General features: G+C 32.7%; 17 protein-coding genes and 1 pseudogene. 11 read left to right on the top strand and 7 right to left on the bottom strand.

The genetic code is table 11. The annotated features are described in order from the left end of the window. The 5 genes from VGE71_RS19805 to VGE71_RS19785 form a co-directional block, all read left to right on the top strand. Positions 1 to 581: hypothetical protein (locus VGE71_RS19805; RefSeq protein WP_331139843.1), on the top strand; the 581-nt coding region annotated here is incomplete at its 5' end. Between the two features lie 10 nt (positions 582 to 591). After that, complete coding sequence (locus VGE71_RS19800; RefSeq protein WP_331139842.1) at positions 592 to 1,710, top strand: glycosyltransferase family 4 protein; 1,119 nt, start codon at positions 592 to 594, stop codon at positions 1,708 to 1,710. Then, positions 1,707 to 2,774 (top strand): glycosyltransferase, encoded by a 1,068-nt coding sequence (locus VGE71_RS19795; protein ID WP_331139841.1) that lies wholly within the window; start codon positions 1,707 to 1,709, stop codon positions 2,772 to 2,774. Before VGE71_RS19800 ends, VGE71_RS19795 begins: the two co-directional genes overlap by 4 nt. Before the next feature lie 3 nt (positions 2,775 to 2,777). Continuing rightward, positions 2,778 to 4,127 (top strand): O-antigen ligase family protein, encoded by a 1,350-nt coding sequence (locus VGE71_RS19790; RefSeq protein ID WP_331139840.1) that lies wholly within the window; start codon positions 2,778 to 2,780, stop codon positions 4,125 to 4,127. Between the two features lie 55 nt (positions 4,128 to 4,182). Further along, the gene (locus tag VGE71_RS19785) at positions 4,183 to 5,577 is read left to right on the top strand and encodes a sugar transferase (protein ID WP_331139839.1); all 1,395 of its coding nucleotides are present in this window, start codon (positions 4,183 to 4,185) and stop codon (positions 5,575 to 5,577) included. A gap of 2 nt (positions 5,578 to 5,579) precedes the next feature. On the opposite strand, the gene VGE71_RS19780 is transcribed toward VGE71_RS19785, so the two are convergent. Further along, a complete protein-coding gene (locus VGE71_RS19780) occupies positions 5,580 to 6,716 on the bottom strand; it encodes a DUF4105 domain-containing protein (RefSeq protein ID WP_331139838.1) in 1,137 nt (378 codons plus the stop codon). 30 nt (positions 6,717 to 6,746) lie between these two features. Continuing rightward, a complete protein-coding gene (locus VGE71_RS19775) occupies positions 6,747 to 7,730 on the bottom strand; it encodes a PorV/PorQ family protein (RefSeq protein WP_331139844.1) in 984 nt (327 codons plus the stop codon). A 275-nt stretch (positions 7,731 to 8,005) separates the two neighbouring features. Between VGE71_RS19775 and VGE71_RS19770 the strand changes: the two genes are divergently transcribed. After that, entirely contained in the window at positions 8,006 to 8,716 is a 711-nt protein-coding gene (locus VGE71_RS19770) for a CDP-alcohol phosphatidyltransferase family protein (protein WP_331139837.1), read from the top strand. Positions 8,717 to 8,725: 9 nt separating this feature from the next. Beyond that, positions 8,726 to 9,580 (top strand): glycoside hydrolase family 25 protein, encoded by an 855-nt coding sequence (locus VGE71_RS19765; RefSeq protein ID WP_331139836.1) that lies wholly within the window; start codon positions 8,726 to 8,728, stop codon positions 9,578 to 9,580. Positions 9,581 to 9,642: 62 nt separating this feature from the next. Here VGE71_RS19765 and lptB read toward each other — a convergent pair whose 3' ends face one another. From lptB to VGE71_RS19745, 4 genes are all read right to left on the bottom strand, one after another. Beyond that, complete coding sequence (lptB, locus tag VGE71_RS19760) at positions 9,643 to 10,383, bottom strand: LPS export ABC transporter ATP-binding protein (RefSeq protein WP_012022391.1); 741 nt, start codon at positions 10,381 to 10,383, stop codon at positions 9,643 to 9,645. Positions 10,384 to 10,473: 90 nt separating this feature from the next. Next, on the bottom strand, positions 10,474 to 10,824 hold the full coding sequence (locus tag VGE71_RS19755) for a carboxymuconolactone decarboxylase family protein (protein ID WP_331139835.1): 351 nt from the start codon (positions 10,822 to 10,824) through the stop codon (positions 10,474 to 10,476). Then, positions 10,817 to 11,632 carry a twin-arginine translocase subunit TatC gene (gene tatC, locus VGE71_RS19750; protein ID WP_331139834.1) on the bottom strand — a complete coding sequence of 272 codons (816 nt, stop codon included), beginning with the start codon at positions 11,630 to 11,632 and terminating at the stop codon, positions 10,817 to 10,819. Before tatC ends, VGE71_RS19755 begins: the two co-directional genes overlap by 8 nt. Further along, positions 11,632 to 12,597, bottom strand: coding sequence for a KpsF/GutQ family sugar-phosphate isomerase (locus VGE71_RS19745; protein WP_331139833.1), 966 nt, complete (start codon positions 12,595 to 12,597; stop codon positions 11,632 to 11,634). Before VGE71_RS19745 ends, tatC begins: the two co-directional genes overlap by 1 nt. An 86-nt stretch (positions 12,598 to 12,683) precedes the next feature. On the opposite strand from VGE71_RS19745, the gene recQ reads away from it, so the two are divergent. After that, positions 12,684 to 14,879: a DNA helicase RecQ gene (gene recQ / locus VGE71_RS19740; protein WP_331139832.1), complete on the top strand. Its 2,196-nt coding sequence runs from the start codon at positions 12,684 to 12,686 to the stop codon at positions 14,877 to 14,879. A 68-nt stretch (positions 14,880 to 14,947) separates the two neighbouring features. Here the strand turns inward: recQ and VGE71_RS19735 are convergent, their stop codons facing one another. Further along, positions 14,948 to 15,187, bottom strand: a complete 240-nt coding sequence (locus VGE71_RS19735; protein ID WP_331139831.1) for a hypothetical protein — start codon at positions 15,185 to 15,187, stop codon at positions 14,948 to 14,950. A gap of 319 nt (positions 15,188 to 15,506) precedes the next feature. On the opposite strand from VGE71_RS19735, the gene VGE71_RS19730 reads away from it, so the two are divergent. The 3 genes and pseudogenes from VGE71_RS19730 to VGE71_RS19720 form a co-directional block, all read left to right on the top strand. Further along, a complete protein-coding gene (locus tag VGE71_RS19730) occupies positions 15,507 to 17,066 on the top strand; it encodes an NAD(P)/FAD-dependent oxidoreductase (RefSeq protein ID WP_331139830.1) in 1,560 nt (519 codons plus the stop codon). A 76-nt stretch (positions 17,067 to 17,142) separates the two neighbouring features. Next, on the top strand, positions 17,143 to 17,844 hold the full coding sequence (locus VGE71_RS19725; protein ID WP_331139829.1) for an SMI1/KNR4 family protein: 702 nt from the start codon (positions 17,143 to 17,145) through the stop codon (positions 17,842 to 17,844). Positions 17,845 to 17,859: 15 nt separating this feature from the next. Continuing rightward, positions 17,860 to 18,057: pseudogene (locus VGE71_RS19720) on the top strand (hypothetical protein); the annotation flags it as partial.

Here is an 18,057-nt window from a genome sequence, read left to right as displayed (position 1 = left end):
ATATAAGATATTTTCCAAAAAAAGTAAGCGATAATAATGGAAAGATAATTTTTCACACAAGATTATGGAATCCAGATAATCATATGGACCTTGGAGAAAAACAGAGAAGACAGGTTCAAAATGAATTTCGTATTGAGGCTTGTCGAATTATAAAAAGTAATTTTAAAAACTCTTCTGTAGGACTATTTTCAGATTCCTTGTCACAAAAAGTTGCTCCAGATTTGTTGTTGGATTCAAAAAAAACTTCAAAAAAAGAATACTTTCATTCATTGCTAAAGGCGGATATTGGTATTGCAGATGACGGATTAAAAGATACTCCAGGATGGAAAATTGGAGAATACTTATTGTTTGGAAAATCAGTTATATCAACTCCTTTGAATGTTGTTATTGAAAATTTTAATGAACATGTGAATTATGAAAAATTGACTGGAAGAAATGCATATCAAGAATTGCCAGACAAAATTGAAAACTTGCTTAGTGGAAAAAAATACCTTGAAATGGGACATAATAATTTAATTTGGAGTGATTTAAATTTACATCCCAAAAATTACATTAAAAGAGTATTATCTATAGTAAAATAATAAAAGGATAATGAAATTCGCTGTTATTACACATGTTGTTCATATTAAAGATGATAGCCAGTATTTTGGTTATGCTCCATATGTTCGCGAAATGAATATTTGGTTGAAAAATGTAAATCAATTAAGAGTAGTAGCACCATTAGTAAAAAGAGAAATATCAGTAATAGATATGCCTTACGAGCATACAAATATTGAATTTTCGCATGTGCCAGATTTTAGCCTGACAAGTTTTAAAAACAGTTTGACTTCTGTTTTTAAAATTCCAGTTATTGTTTGGAGCATATTTTGGGCGATGAAAAAAGCAGATCACATTCATTTAAGATGTCCAGGAAATATGGGATTGTTAGGATGTGTAGTTCAGATATTTTTTCCTTCTAAAAGAAAAACAGCAAAGTATGCTGGAAATTGGGATCCAAAAAGCGAACAACCTGCAACATATCGTTTACAAAAATGGATTTTAAATAATACTTTTTTAACTCGAAATATGCAAGTGTTGGTTTACGGGGAATGGAAAAATCAGTCTAAAAACATTAAACCATTTTTTACTGCGACTTATTGGGAGTATGAAAAAGAAAGTGTTCCCAAAAACAGTATAAATCAGGAAGTTATTTTCGTTTTTGTTGGAAGTTTGGTTCTAGGGAAAAATCCATTATACGCGGTCAAACTTGTTGAGCAATTAATAAAAAACGACAGAAAAGCAGTGCTTCATATTTTTGGAGAGGGAATTGAAAGAGAAAATTTGGAGTTTTACATTAAAAACAATCAATTAGAAAGTTTTGTTTATTTACACGGAAATCAAAGTAAAGAAACAGTAAAACAATTTTATAAAAAAAGTCATTTTGTCATTTTACCATCAAAAAGTGAAGGCTGGCCCAAAGCTATTGCAGAAGGAATGTTTTGGGGATGTTTGCCAATAGCAACAAATATTTCTTGTCTTCCTTTTATGCTTGACTACGGAAAAAGAGGTGTTTTGTTAGAAATGAAGTTAGAAGAAGACTTAGCCCAAATTAAAGATATTCTTTCTGATGAAAATTTGTTTAAGGAAATGAGTGAAAAAGCTTTAAAATGGTCACGTAATTTTACAATTGACAAATTTGAAAGTGAAATTGAAAATCTTCTTGCAAAATGAGAGTCCTTCAATTAATAGATTCTTTAGAGGCTGGTGGAGCTGAAAGAATAGCAGTTAGTTATGCAAATGCTTTAACTGATAAGATCGAATTTTCGGGCTTAATAGCAACAAGAAAAGAAGGTCAGTTGTTCAATCAATTAAATAAAGATGTTTCATATTTGTTCTTAAATAAAAAAAAGGCAATTGATTTTGGAGCTGTTTTTAGATTACGAAAATTTATAGTAAAAAATCAAATTAAGATTGTTCATGCCCATGGAACTTCTTTTTTTACTGCAGTTTTAACAAAATTGATTTTACCAAAGATTAAAATCATTTGGCATGATCACTATGGTATGAGATCGAAAGAGTCAAGAAAAAATAATCAGGTTTTGGTGTTTTGTTCATTCTTTTTTTCTTCCATTTTTGTAGTTAATTTACAATTAAAAGAATGGAGTCTAAAGAATATGTTGTGTAAAAAAGTCGTTTTCATTCCTAATTTTGCATCTATTAAAGACGAATCTCAGCAAACAAATTTAAGAGGAACTAAAAATAAACGTATTGTTTTTTTGGCTAATTTGAAGAATCCTAAAAATCATATAGCTATTCTAAAAGCATTTGATGATTTGAAATTAAAAGAATTAGACTGGACTTTGCATTTAATAGGAAAAGATTACAAAGACGGCTATTCTCAAGCTTTGAAAGATTTTATAGAAACAAATTCTTTAGAAAATCACATACATTTGTATGGAAATAGAAATGATATTCAATTTATATTGTCGCAAGCTTCGGTAGGAGTTTTGGCTTCTACAGACGAAGGGTTTCCCGTAACTCTGTTAGAATATGGTTTAGCAGGTTTACCAGTTGTTTCGACAAATGTGGGCTATTGTTCAGAAATTATAGAGGAGGAAGTTAGTGGGCTATTGTTCGATCCATTAAATGAATTAGAAATAAAAAAGAAATTAACTGAAATTATAGAAAATGAACTGTTTAGAAATAGGCTTGCAGTGAATTTTAGAGAAAATGTTGAAAAAAATTACTCAGAAGAAATAGTAATTGAAAAACTAATCAAAGCATATAGAAAATAAAAAATGACAAATAAATCACTTTCCTACACGTTTCTTATTTTGATTCATGCCGTAATAGGGGTGGTTATTTTTATTGCTCCATTTTTATCTAAGATTTATGCACTATTAATACCTGTTGTAGGACTTTCAGTTGTTATTCGAAATAAGAATAAAAATAACGAGGTGATGTTTGTTGCAGCATATCTTGTGGGTGTTGAGGTTTTTCTTCGTATGACAGAAGGAAATTTTAATAATGAATACGTAAAATTTCTTGTCATAATTTTTATGCTAGTCGGAATGTTCTATAACAACTTTTCGATAAAATCATTTTTGTATGTTGTTTTTTTGTTCCTATTAATTCCCGGGATTTTAGTTGCCTCTTCTGTTGATGATTTAAATTTTGATGTAAAAAAAGCGGTGTTTTTTAACTTATCAGGGTCACTTTGTTTGGGTATTGCTTCTATGTATATGTATAAAAAAAGACTATTGTTTTCGGAATTGCAAAATGTTTTAATAACAATCGCGCTTCCCGTTATTTCAACAGTTACTTATATGTTTTTATACAATCCGAGCATAAAAGATGTAGTTACAGGAACTCAGTCTAATTTTCACACATCGGGAGGATTTGGTCCTAATCAAGTGTCAACAATTTTAGGATTGGGAATGTTCGTTTTTTTTTCGCAATTGGTTCTTTTTTCTAAATCAAAAGGTGAAATAATTTTAAATAGTATTTTGCTAATATTTATCAGTTACAGAGCAGTTGCTACATTTTCTCGTGGTGGTGTAATAACAGGAGTTGCAATGATTATTTTCTTATTATTTGTACTTTATTTTTTTTCAAATGGTAGAGGAAGAATGAAAATCGCCTTAGTTTTTTTATCAGCAGGAATTCTTGGAATTGGAATATTTTCATACACTTCTTTACAGACTCGAGGACTTATTGAAAAGAGATATTCTAATCGCGATGCTCGTGGCAGGGAAAAAGTAGATCGATTAGGAGGAAGAGAGGTCATTATTGATACAGACTTGAAATTGTTTTTAGATAATCCTATTTTAGGAATCGGAGTAGGAATGGGAAAAGAAAGCAGAAAAGAATCTTTGGGACAGGCTGTAGCTGCTCATAGTGAGATTTCTCGTTTGTTTAGTGAACATGGTGTTTTTGGAGTATTTGGCTTTTTGATTCTAATTTTAACGCCTTTTATTGTTTACATAAACAATAAGCAGCATCTCTATTTTTTTTCATTTTTCTTCTTTTGGCTTCTAACCATAAATCATGCTGCACTAAGGATTGCAGCGCCAGCTTTTGTCTATGCACTTTGTCTTCTTTCTATTCAAATTAAAGTTCCAGAAAAAACCGAAGACCTTACTAGCTAAATTCATTTTTTATAATACATTTGCCTCAAGTTTAAGCCCCTAACAAACTGTAACAATGTTTTTAAAAAGAAAAATGCATTTCGAAATTTCAGAAAGAAAAGTCTTGCTTTCTCTTTTTGATGGAGTATTTGTATTTACTGCACTTATTTTACTGAGCCTCTTTTTCGATTATAATTACTACGTTTTAGAAGATGGAAAGTATTTAAAATCATTTTTATTAATTGGTTATATCTTTCTGTTTGGAACAATTTTCGAAATGTACGATTTACAGACTGCCAGTAATCAGTTTCAAATTTTACGGAGTGTTGTTTTAACTTCAATTTCCGCTGTTATAGTATATTTATTTACGCCCGTTTTGTCGCCTGAACTTCCAAAACAGCGATTGATTATTATAATTTTTTATTTTGCTGTTTTAAGTTCATTATTGCTTTGGCGATTTTTTTATGTTTTTTTCCTGGCTTCTAATCGTTTTTCACAGAATGTAGTTTTGATCTGCGACCAGAACGAAGTAGAAGAATTGGTTATGGGACTCGAGAATGTCGATCCACATTATAAAATAATTGGTTTTGTAAATTCAGATACCGATTCAGTAGAAGATTTTAATTTTCATTATGTAAGAGAAGTAAAAAAGAAAGATTTGGAATTATTTGTTACCAAAAACAATGTTTCGGAGATTATTATAGCATCGCAAAAAACAGATGGTATTACAGCAGATTTATATCAACAGCTACTTCATTTATTAGAAAACGGGAATGTAATTCGCGAATATACTCAAGTTTACGAAAGCAAGACACAGCGAATTCCAGTGCATTACATGGGTAGGGATTTCTATCGATTTTTTCCATTTAGCCGAAGTAATAATAATAGATTGTATTTACTGTTAATTCGCTTGATGGAATTTTTCTTTTCTTTCGTCGGACTTTTGTTCTGTGGTGTTTTTATTCCGATAATTTGGGTTTGTAATTCATTCGCAAATAAAGGGAGTCTTTTTTATACTCAGGAAAGAGTAGGTAAAAATGGAGTTGTTTTTAAGATTTACAAATTCAGAACCATGACAGAAAACTCAGAAACCCATGGAGCAGTTTTTGCAGCTCACGATGATAAAAGAGTTACGCCTTTTGGTAAATTCATGAGAAAATCAAGAATAGACGAACTTCCTCAGTTTATAAATGTTTTAAAAGGAGATATGGCAGTAATTGGTCCAAGACCCGAAAGACCATTTTTTGTTGAAGAAATTGCCGCTGTTATGCCTTTTTATGAGACACGTCATGTCGTTAAGCCTGGACTTACAGGCTGGGCTCAGGTAAATTATTCTTATGGAGAATCAATAGACGAAAGTTTGATCAAACTTCAATATGATTTGTATTACATCAAGCACAGAAGTGTTTTTCTGGATCTGAGTATTACTTTTAAAACCATTACAACAGTTTTGTTTTACCGCGGGCAATAAAATTAAATGATAATTGGAATTGGTTTTTTGTTACGGATTCCAGTTCTCACTAAAACTACACCACTTGTAATAATCAAAGGTAAAGTGATAAAGAAGTGCGCTTTGTTTATTAGAAATAAAAAGTACATAACTAAAAGCACAAAATTGATCAAAGCAAAACGATATGTCCATAATTTGTTTTTGAATACTGAAAACAAAATCATAACCAATAAAAGCGGACTAAAAAGTAGTACGTTGTAATTCATCGCCAGTTCTTGGTGAAAAGAATAAAATCCCATAATGACAAAGAATATCCCAATTAAAGATAAGATCAAAAAGTAGATTTTATCAACTGTTTTGTTTCTAGCAAATACTACAAAAAGCAAAATAAATAGATAAGTATAAATATTATTCCACCATGATTTTGGAGTTTCTTTTGTAAATTCTAACAATGTTTTAGTCTTGCCAACAAAAGGCTGATTATGAAATTTAGTTTTTTCTAAACTATTTTTTAATTCAAATGGAAGAAAAATTCTGGTTCCCATTTGATCGACTTTTGTTCCAAAAATAATACTAGTGCCTAATTGATCGTAAAAATGTCCGTTAAAATAAGGGAAAAGGATAGAACGGTAGGTTTTGTCTGTATCTTCTTTTTTGACAATCACATTGGTATTCAGAGTATTGTTGATTACATCAACAACCATTGAAGTACAATTTTTATCAATAAATTTATAAGTGTAATACCTTTCCTCAGAATCTAAAACTGCATTTAGTTTATTAAAAAGTTTCTGTTTGTCTTCTAATGAAATTAATAATTCCTGCTCGAAAATACTCCTTTTTTCATAAGTATATTCATTAAAAAAATCAGCATAAGAATGTACTGTAGCGAAATATTGTAAATCTCCTTTGGCAAATTTCATTACAAAATTTGGAGTTCTAAAATCAAAAGTTCCATAATTATAAACCACATCAAAGTTGTTTCCTGGGTCTGAAACTCTAATTCCGGTATGTCCAAAATAAGAATAAGTTTCGTTTCCAAGTCCGCAAGTCAAAACGCTTATTTTGGCATCTTTTGTCAAAGGTATGCTTTGGCTAAAACCGATAAAACTGGATAAGAATAATAAAATAAAAAGTGTTTTTTTGAACAGAACAGTTTTCATGATTTTTTAAAATATTTTATGGTTTTATAATTATCTGAAGATACCTAAATCAACTTTCAACGAAAAAATATTAGAATATAGAGCCGTACTTTGATTTCCTAAATCAGTTAAAGCATAGTCGATCTGAATTCCTTTATATCGAAATCCAAGGCCAATATTAGGCTGGAAATTTACTTTTTCTGTATTGTCTAATTGTGTCACATTTTGAAAATTTCCTGCACCGGCTCGCACAAAAACTAAATCGGTATAACCAAACTCAAACCCTAGAGCTGGGTCTATACTTACTACTTTTGATGAAATGATATCATTTGTTTGCTCAAACCTCATATTTAAATTTGCAGAAGTTACCAAGCTGCATTCATTATGAAAATCAAATCTTTTTGAAACTCCTAATTGTGCTTTTGGTAAAGTAATTTCGGTACTTTCTGGTAATTCATTGTTTTCACCTGGAATTGCATTCGCGATTTTAGCATATTCTTCTTCGTCAATATTCCAAACATTGTAAGTCGTGGTAATGTCGCGAAGCATCAAACCGAATTTCCAGTCGTTTCTTTCAAATTGAAGTCCAATGTCAAATCCAAATCCCCAAGAATTGGCAAATTTTCCAATAACTCTTCGAATCACTTTAGCATTTACACCATATTGAAACCCATCAACAGGAAGTTTTCTCGCATAAGAAAATGTAAAACCATAATCGGCAGTAGAAAACAAACGGATTCGATTATAATCTATATTTCCTTGATTGTCGATTAATTGAGTAGTATCCATAATGTCATCTACTCCAAAACGAATCATCGAAATTCCCCAGGCGCTTCTGTCATCAATCGGACTTGCATAACCAATGTAGTCGTACTGCGCGATGTTGGCAAAATAACTGGCATGCATTAACGCAATTTGATGGTCTTCAAGATGAGTTAAACCCGCTGGATTCCAATAAACGGCATTCACATCATTGGTAGAAGCAGTTACGGCACTTGACATTCCCAAAGCTGCAGCATCGACACCAATATTCATAAACTCATTCGAATATTTTCGAATGGTTTGTGCGTATTGTGAAGTAAAACTCCCAAAGAAAAGAAATGCTAAATATTTTTTCAAAAGTTCTTTTTTTACCGACCTATAGAGGTTTTAAATTTTTATCAAAAATAGAATATTTTAATCATCTATTAAGTTCGTTTCTTTAAATATTCTGAAAGTCGGGCGGAGAAATAAAAAACTATTAGAAAAACTCTTTTTGCATCGAGTTATTATGCTAAATTTGTTCTCTGCCAGTATCAAAATTTCAAACTATGAATATCAAAAAGCACATTCCAAATCTTATCACATTAATCAATCTTTTCTGCGGTTGCGTCGCAATTGTTTTTGTTTCTAAAGGCGATTATTTAATGGCTTTTTATATGGTTTGTTTAGGAATCTTTTTTGATTTCTTTGATGGTTTTTTTGCTAGATTATTTAAAGTTTCAAGTCCGCTTGGTTTACAGTTAGATTCTTTGGCAGATATGGTGACCAGTGGTGTGACGCCGGGTTATGTAATGTACAGTATGTTTACAAACAGCGGACATGAGTTTGGTACAAATCCCGCAATTCCTTTTTTAGGATTTATTATTACTTTGGGATCTTGTTATCGTTTAGCGAATTTCAATATTGATACACGACAGACCGATTCTTTTATTGGTTTGCCAACGCCAGCCAACGCATTGTTTATTTTAAGTCTTCCTTTGGTAATTTCATTTTCAGATTCTTTAATGATTCTGGAAATCTTAACCAATCAATGGGTTTTATTGGTGATAACATTATGCAGCGCTTATATTTTAAATGCCGAGATTCCGTTGTTTTCTTTAAAAGTAAAAAAGTTTAACTTGAAAGAAAATGCACTTCAAATCGTGTTTTTAGTAATTTCAATAGTAATGGTTCTATTGCTTCATTACATCGCGATTCCATTGATTATTGCTTTTTATGTATTGTTGTCTATTATCAATAATCTGTTTCTGAAAAAGTAATTCTGTTTAATGGCAAGAAAAACAACTTATCGTAAAACATATTCTAGAAAACCGCAAGGAAGATCTTTTCTTGCTAAACTTTTTCGGGGCCTTTTATTAATTTTCTTTGTCCTTTTGTTTATTGGTACGGTTTATCATTATAGAAAAGGATTGGCCTATTATTTAGGATTTAAATCAGAAAAAGTTTTAGATGAAGATGAGGTAGACAGGCATCTTTCGGATGTGAGAAATATTCGTGTTCTTGAAAATCACAAAGGAAAAGTTGTTGGATTTGATGTGTCTGAATTTCAAGGAAAAGTAGATTGGGAAGAAGTCGAAATTTTAGATGAAAAATATCCTGTACAATTTGTTTTTATAAGAGCAACGGCAGGAAATAATTATGTTGACAGGCAATTTAAAAGAAATTGGTCAGGCGCAAAAGAAAATAAAATCATGCGTGGTGCTTATCATTATTATCGTCCAAACGAAAATTCTATAGAACAGGCTGATCTTTTTATTAAAACAGTAAAATTGCAGAAAGGAGATCTTCCGCCAGTTTTAGATATCGAAAAATTGCCCAAAAATCAGCCTTTAGACAGTTTGAAAAAAGGTTTGAAGCGTTGGTTAAATAAAGTAGAGAAACATTATCAAGTGCGTCCGATAATTTATTCGGGAGAAAGATATTATTCTGATTTTTTGAAGGAAGAATTTAGTGAATATCTTTTCTGGATTGCCAATTATAATTTTTACAGAGAAAAAATTGAAGATGACTGGCTGTTCTGGCAGTTTACAGAAAAAGCTTCTCTACCAGGAATCAAACATCGTGTCGATGTGAATATTTACAATGGTGATTTAGAGCAATTGCATTTTATTACAGTGGAATAGAGTTTTCAGTCGCAGTCTCGGTTTTCAGTGTTCACTGATACTGAAAACTGCGACTGAATACTTTAAAATTCCAACTTCTTTTTACGAAGCTCAAAGTTTTGTCCAAGGTAAACACGACGAACCATTTCATCTTCTACCAATTCTTCTGGAACTCCAGCTTTAAGAATTCCTCCTTCGAACATTAAATAAGTTTTATCGGTAATGGCTAATGTTTCCTGAACGTTGTGATCAGTAATTAAGATTCCGATGTTTTTGTTTTTTAATTGCGCTACAATTCTTTGGATATCCTCAACTGCAACAGGGTCAACTCCCGCGAAAGGCTCATCTAATAAAATAAACTTCGGATCGGTTGCCAGTGCACGTGCAATTTCGGTACGACGACGCTCACCTCCAGAAAGTAAATCGCCTCGGTTGGTACGAATGTGCTCTAAACTGAATTCTTCGATTAAGCTTTCCATTTTAGCAATTTGAGCTTCTTTAGAAAGTTTAGTCAATTGTAGAACACTTAGAATATTGTCTTCAATACTTAATTTTCTAAAAACAGAAGCTTCTTGTGCCAAATAACCAATTCCTTGTTGTGCACGTTTGTACATAGGGTAATCGGTAATGTTTAAATCGTCAAGGTAAATATTTCCTTGATTTGGTTTTACCAATCCTACGATCATATAAAAAGAAGTTGTTTTTCCAGCTCCATTTGGACCTAAAAGTCCCACGATTTCCCCTTGATTTACCTCAACAGAAATTCCTTTTACAACACTACGTCCTTTATAGGTTTTGATTAAATTATCGGCTCTTAATTTCATTTTTTAAGTTTAATCGTTTAATCGATAAATCGTTTATTCGTTGCAAATTAACAAATAAACGATTCAACAGTTAAACGTATTAACAATTATTTATTTCCCTGCTTCTTCAAGTGCTTCCCAGAATTCATAAGCTCTCCTTAAATGAGGAACAACGATTGTTCCTCCAACAAGGGTTGCAATTCCCATAGCTTCCATCATTTCTTCTTTAGAAACGCCTTCTTTATAACTGGTTTCTAAATGGTATTTTACACAGTCGTCACATCTTAAAACAGCTGATGCAACTAGACCTAAAAGTTCTTTTGTTTTTACATCAAGAGCGCCTTCAGCGTAAGCATTGGTGTCGAGATTAAAAATTCGCTTTACAATTTTATTATTGTCAGCAAGCAATTTTTCGTTCATTTTAGAACGATAGTCATTAAATTCTTGAACGATATCAGACATTTTCTTTTAATTTATTTCTATAAACAACTTTTGAAATCAAAATACTTACTTCGTAAATAATCAACATTGGTATTGCTACGATGGTTTGACTTACTACATCTGGAGGTGTTACAATAGCTGCGATAACCAGAATTAGTACAACAGCATATTTCCAGTATTTTCTTAAGAATTCTGGAGTAACCAATCCTAGTTTCGTTAAGAAATAAATAGCGATTGGGAGTTCAAAAAAGATAGCACTACCTAAGATACTTGTTTTTACCATTCCCATATAGGATTCCAGTGTGAACTGGTTTTTTACGACATCACTCACAGAGAAAGTGGCAACGAAATTTACCGACATCGGAATGACTACAAAATATCCAAACAATACTCCTAAAAAGAAAAGCAGGGAAGAAACGAAAATGAATAATTTTGCATTTTTTCTTTCTTTCTCATAAAGAGCTGGACTAATAAATTTCCATATTTCCCATAAAATATAAGGGAAACTTAGAATGAAACCTGCTAAAAGACACATCCAAACAAAAATATTGACCTGACCTTCCATTTCGGTATTTTGGATAATGAAATTCAGTTCGGTGATACAAATGCTGTCTGCAAATCCTAATGCATGTGATAAGTCGCAAAACCAAACATACGTAAAGAATGTTGGTCGAATTGGACCTAAAATAATTTGATCAAATAAATAATCACTAATAAAATAAGTAACAAATGCCATGATGCATGTTGCAATTGTACTTCTAACTAATAACCATCTTAGTTCTTCAAGATGATCCAAAAATGACATCTCGCCAAGGTTTTTCTTTGCCATTATACGATTCCTTCTTTTAAAATGTCATGTAAATGTAAAACTCCTTTATATTCTCCATTATCAGCAACGATTAATTGCGTAATAGAGAAATCTTCTAAAATATTCAATGCATCAACCGCCATAGTTTCTGAAGAAACCATTTTAGGATTTTTAGACATAATATCCCTTGCAGTTAAGTCCGCAATAGTATCTACGTCGTTTAGCATTCTTCGGATGTCTCCATCCGTAATAATTCCGATAATTTTATTGTCTTCAAGCACTGCAGTCACACCTAATCTTTTTTCAGAAATTTCAAAAATTGCTTTTTTGATTGAGGTTTCTGGGGTAACAGCTGGTTTTAATGAGTGCTCGATCATATCTTTTACGCGAAGTAAAAGTTTTTTGCCTAAAGCTCCTCCAGGGTGATAAATAGCAAAATCTTCGGGTTTAAAATCACGCATTTCCATTAAGCAAACTGCCATTGCGTCTCCCATAACCAATTGCGCAGTAGTGCTGTTTGTTGGGGCTAAATTGATAGGGCAAGCTTCCATATCAACAGTAGTATTTAAAACGTAATCAGAACCTTTTGCTAAAAAGGAAGTGATGTTTCCGGTCATTCCAATCAGAGTATTTCCGAAACGTTTTAATAGTGGAACCAGAACTTTAATTTCTGGACTGTTACCGCTTTTGGAAATACATATAATAACGTCGTCGCTTTGAATCATTCCTAAATCACCATGAATTGCTTCTGCTGCATGTAAAAACATAGAAGGAGTTCCTGTTGAGTTAAAAGTGGCGACCATTTTTTGTGCAATAATGGCGCTTTTTCCAATTCCAGTAACGATTAAACGTCCTTTAGATTCGTAGATATGCTGAACTGCTTCGTAGAAATTTTCATCCAAAAAATCAATTAGTTTTGTAATTGCTTCACTTTCAGAGAGAATTGTTTTTTTGGCAATTGCCAATATATTTTCTTTTGAGATCAAATCAGAATATTTAAAATTTGTATGTAAAAAAGAAAGTTGTATCTTTATGTGTTGCAAATTTATACAAAATACCATTAATATAGAGAATGAATTCAAACGAAATTGAAATACATAAAGAATTAAAGAAGTATTTCGGCTTTAGCCAATTTAAAGGCTTGCAGGAGCAAGTCATTACGAGTATTTTAAGCGGAAAGAATACTTTTGTAATTATGCCGACAGGCGGTGGAAAGTCTCTTTGTTATCAATTGCCTGCTTTAATTCAGGAAGGAACAGCAATTGTTGTTTCTCCTTTGATTGCTTTGATGAAAAATCAAGTTGATGCAATTCGAAGTCTTTCTTCTGAAAATGGAATTGCACATGTATTAAACTCTTCTCTTACCAAAACAGAAATTGCCCAGGTTAAAAAAGATATTACATCAGGATTGACCAAGCTTTTGTACGTTGCACCTGAATCTCTTACGAAAGAAGAATATGTTGCTTTTCTGCAAAGCGTGCCACTTTCTTTTGTCGCTATTGATGAAGCGCATTGTATTTCTGAATGGGGACATGACTTTAGGCCAGAATATAGAAACCTTAGACATATTATAAAGCAATTGGGTAAAGTGCCAATTATCGGGCTTACCGCAACTGCAACACCAAAAGTTCAGGAAGATATTCTGAAAAACCTTGATATGTCTGATGCGAATACTTTTAAAGCATCATTCAATAGACCGAACTTGTATTATGAAGTTCGTACCAAAACTAAAAATATTGAATCGGATATTATTCGATTTATCAAACAGCATAAAGGCAAATCTGGAATTATTTACTGTTTGAGCCGTAAAAAAGTAGAATCGATTGCCGAAGTTTTACAAGTAAACGGAATTAGTGCAGTTCCTTACCATGCAGGTTTAGATGCTAAAACTCGTGCCAAACATCAAGATATGTTTTTGATGGAAGATGTAGATGTAGTTGTAGCAACAATCGCATTCGGAATGGGAATTGATAAGCCAGACGTTCGTTTTGTAATTCACCACGATATTCCAAAATCACTAGAAAGTTATTATCAGGAAACCGGTCGTGCAGGACGTGACGGGGGAGAAGGACATTGTTTGGCTTATTACTCTTATAAAGATGTAGAAAAGCTGGAGAAATTTATGTCTGGGAAACCAGTTGCTGAACAAGAAATTGGTTTTGCGCTTCTGCAGGAAGTTGTGGCTTATGCCGAAACTTCAATGTCACGAAGAAAGTTCCTTCTTCATTATTTCGGAGAAGAATTTGACAGCGAAACAGGTGAAGGTGCCGATATGGATGATAACGTTCGTAATCCGAAACATAAAGTAGAAGCCAAAGAGCAAGTCGTTAAATTGCTTGAAATTGTTCGTGATACTAAACATATTTATAAGTCAAAAGAAATTGTATTTACTTTAATTGGTCGTATCAATGCGGTTATTAAAGCACATAAAACAGATACACAGCCCTATTTTGGTTCTGGAGCAGACCATGACGAAAAATATTGGATGGCATTATTAAGACAAGTTTTGGTAACTGGATTATTGTCAAAAGATATTGAAACCTACGGAGTGATTAAAATTACGCAAGAAGGTTTAGATTTTATCCAGAATCCAGTTTCATTTATGATGTCTGAAGATCATGAATACACTGAAGCTGATGACGAAACAATTGTAACTGGCGGAAAATCGTCAGGAACTGCAGATGAAGTTTTAACGGGCATGCTTCGTGAACTTCGTAAAAAAGTCGCTAAAAAACTGGGCGTTCCTCCATTTGTGGTTTTTCAGGATCCTTCACTTGAAGATATGGCCTTGAAATATCCGATTACAATACAGGAATTGTATAATATTCACGGTGTAGGGGAAGGAAAAGCTAAAAAATACGGAAGTGAATTTGTAGCTTTAATTGCTCGCTATGTTGAAGACAACGATATTATTCGTCCAGACGATTTGGTTGTAAAATCAACAGGAGTAAATTCGGCAAATAAATTATATATCATTCAGAATATCGACCGAAAATTGTCGTTAAACGACATTGCTTCTGCAAAAGGTCTTACTATGGATGCTCTAATTAAAGAAATGGAGCAAATCGTATATTCTGGAACCAAATTAAATATCAAATACTGGCTGGATGATATTTTAGATGATGAGCAACAAGAAGAAATCCACGATTACTTTATGGAATCAGAATCTGATAAAATCGAAGACGCCTTAAAAGAATTTGATGGCGATTACGATATTGACGAATTACGTTTAATGCGTATTAAGTTTATTAGCGAAGTAGCGAACTAAAAAGTTTACAGTCTCGGTTTACAGTCTCAGTTGTGGGACTGTAAACTGTGACCGAAAACTGTGACTATTTACGCTTCATACAATTCTCCACGATGCGGTTTCAATGCATCTCTTACTTGAATCATATTTTCGTCGGTTACGACCATAAAAGCTATGGCGTGCATATCGTTTAGAATTGAAAATCCAGTAATATTTAAAGGTAGCTTTTCAATAATAATATATTCTTTCAAATGAATTTCGTGATGTTCTGCTGTTTTCGCAGAAGCAGGTCCACGGAAATCCCAAATCAATTTTATTTTTCTAGACATTTTTTTTAAAGGTGCAAAGGTTCAGAGTGACAAAGGTACAAAGTCTTTTTTAAAGGTTCTAAGGTTCTGAGTTGCTAAGGTTCTAAGGTTTTGCTGTAGAGATGCACTGCATTGTTTTTAAGTGCTTTAAAAGAAATCATTTTAATCCAAATAATCTGTGGCTGAAAAATAAACACAAGGATTTTAGTATCAAAAATCAATTCTAAGTTTGCAGGAATCTGCGCGTAAATTTTACAGTAAATATAAAATCTCATTTCAAAATAGTACTTTTGTAGCTTCTTTTCATAGAAAGAAAAGCTAATAGAATAAACACAAAAAAATGCCTAAAGAACTTTTACTTCAAGTTACGCCAGAAATTGCTGCAAACGAATCATTGCTAAAAGATTATTTGTCTAAGCAAATTAAAGTTTCTGCTCAGGAAATTCAGCATATTTCAATTTTAAAACGCTCTATTGATGCTCGTCAAAAAGCGATTAAAATCAATTTGAAAGTTCTTATTTATTTAAAAGGCGAACCTTTTCAGGAAACTAAATTGGAGCTTCCTATATATAAAGATGTTTCCAATGCACAAGAAGTTATTGTGGTTGGCGCAGGTCCAGCCGGACTTTTTGCTGCTTTGCAATTAATTGAATTAGGTTTAAAACCAATTGTTCTAGAACGTGGAAAAGATGTTCGTGGACGTCGTCGTGATTTAAAAGCTATAAATCGCGAACATATCGTAAACGAAGATTCGAATTATTGTTTCGGAGAAGGAGGAGCAGGAACGTATTCTGATGGTAAACTTTATACGCGTTCTAAAAAACGTGGCGATGTCACTAGAATCTTAGAACTTCTGGTTGCTTTTGGGGCTTCTGAAGATATTTTGGTTGAAGCACATCCGCATATCGGAACTAATAAATTGCCAAAAATCATTGAAGATATCCGAGATAAAATCAGAGAATTTGGTGGAAAGGTTTTATTTGAAACTCGTGTGAGCGATATTCTAGTGAAGAACAATGAAGTTGAAGGAATCGTAACTCAAAATGGAGATAAAATTCACGCCAATAAATTGATCTTGGCAACAGGACATTCGGCGCGTGATATTTTTGAATTATTAGATAAAAAGAAAATTTTAATAGAAGCAAAACCTTTTGCTTTGGGAGTTCGTGCGGAGCATTCACAAGAATTAATCGACAGTATTCAATACAGTTGTGATTATCGTGGAGAACATTTACCTCCAGCGCCATATTCAATCGTAAAACAAGTTAATGGGCGCGGCATGTATTCGTTTTGTATGTGTCCTGGAGGTGTAATTGCGCCTTGTGCTACAAGTCCGGGTGAAGTGGTTACAAACGGATGGTCGCCATCTAAACGTGATCAATCTACAGCAAACTCTGGAATTGTTGTTGAATTGAAATTAGAAGATTTTAAACCTTTTGCAAAATTCGGAGCTTTGGCTGGAATGGAATTTCAAAAAAGTATCGAACAAAAAGCTTGGCATTTGGCGGGAGAGACTCAAAAGGTTCCTGCTCAAAGAATGATTGATTTTACAAAAAGTAAAATTTCTACAGATATTCCGAAGACTTCTTATGTTCCTGGTACCACTTCAGTTGAATTAGGGCAGGTTTTTCCAGGATTTTTAACGCAGATCATGCGTCAGGGATTTCAGGATTTTGGAAAATCAATGCGTGGTTATTTAACCAATGAAGCCATTTTACATGCGCCAGAAAGTAGAACCTCATCGCCAGTTAGAATTCCAAGAGATCCTATGACTTTAGAGCATTTGCAAATCAAAGGATTATACCCTTGCGGAGAAGGTGCTGGTTATGCAGGCGGGATTATTTCTGCTGCAATTGACGGCGAAAAATGTGCCTTAATGATTGCGGAGTCCTTGAAATAATTGGCCTCAAGATTTTTCATGTAGTAAAAAGATTGTTATCTTAGTATTCTGATTTTAATAGAATATTCCCCCAAAGATGACAATACAAGAAATCGAAAAAAAATACGGATTTGATTTTCCTCTCTTATACAAACAATTAGACGCTGACGGCATGCTAGATGTCGGAGAATATGGTCCAAATTGGTATACAGAAGTTTATCCTACTTTAAAAGATAATCCGCCTTTGCTGTTACATTCGTACGATTTTGAATCACTGAATTTAAATTCGGTTGCAGAAGAAATTGAAGAACTTCGCGATCCAGAAGATTATCGCAATATTAATCCGGAATTTAAATTTATTCCGTTTGCCAAAAGTGGCGGTGGGGATCATTATTGCTTTTTTTTAAATGAAGAAAACAATGGAGATGTGCCGATCGTTTTTGTTTGGCACGATATGAATGAAGTCAATTATCTGGCAAAAAATCTTCAGGATTTTATCTTCAAAGTTTTATTGATTGACATGTCTAAACAAGATATCTACAATGAACTGAGTGATGAGGAATTTAGAGAAGATATCGAAGCTGTTTTTAAATCGCATAAAAAATATCTAACCGATCGCCAAAATACGATTATAGAAGAAATTCTAAAGCGTGACATTATTGATTATGAAATACATGTTTCGCCTAAAATTGTAGAATCTGCACGAGGATTGTTAACAGATTACGAATTAGAATCTATTGTAAACGAGGTGATTCCTTTTGAAAAAATGAATCAAAGTTTTAAATATTCTAATGATTAGATTTAAATAATAAACATGAACTTTTTCTCTAATTTATTCGGACGAAATAATGATCCGAAATCAATAATTTCTTTTGATGTTATTGAACCCATATATTCTTATCTGTACAATCAGCAATCCAATGTTGAATTTAAAGTAAAAGGAATTCAGGAAAATGTAATTGTAAATCTGTTTTATTTTCCGGGTTCTCTGGATCATGAAGAAGGAAATGCT

The organism is Flavobacterium sp. (genome assembly GCF_036405015.1).
Lineage (GTDB): Bacteria > Bacteroidota > Bacteroidia > Flavobacteriales > Flavobacteriaceae > Flavobacterium.
The sequence above is the reverse complement of the archived record's forward strand: the minus strand, read 5'-3'. Positions and strand labels throughout refer to the sequence as shown.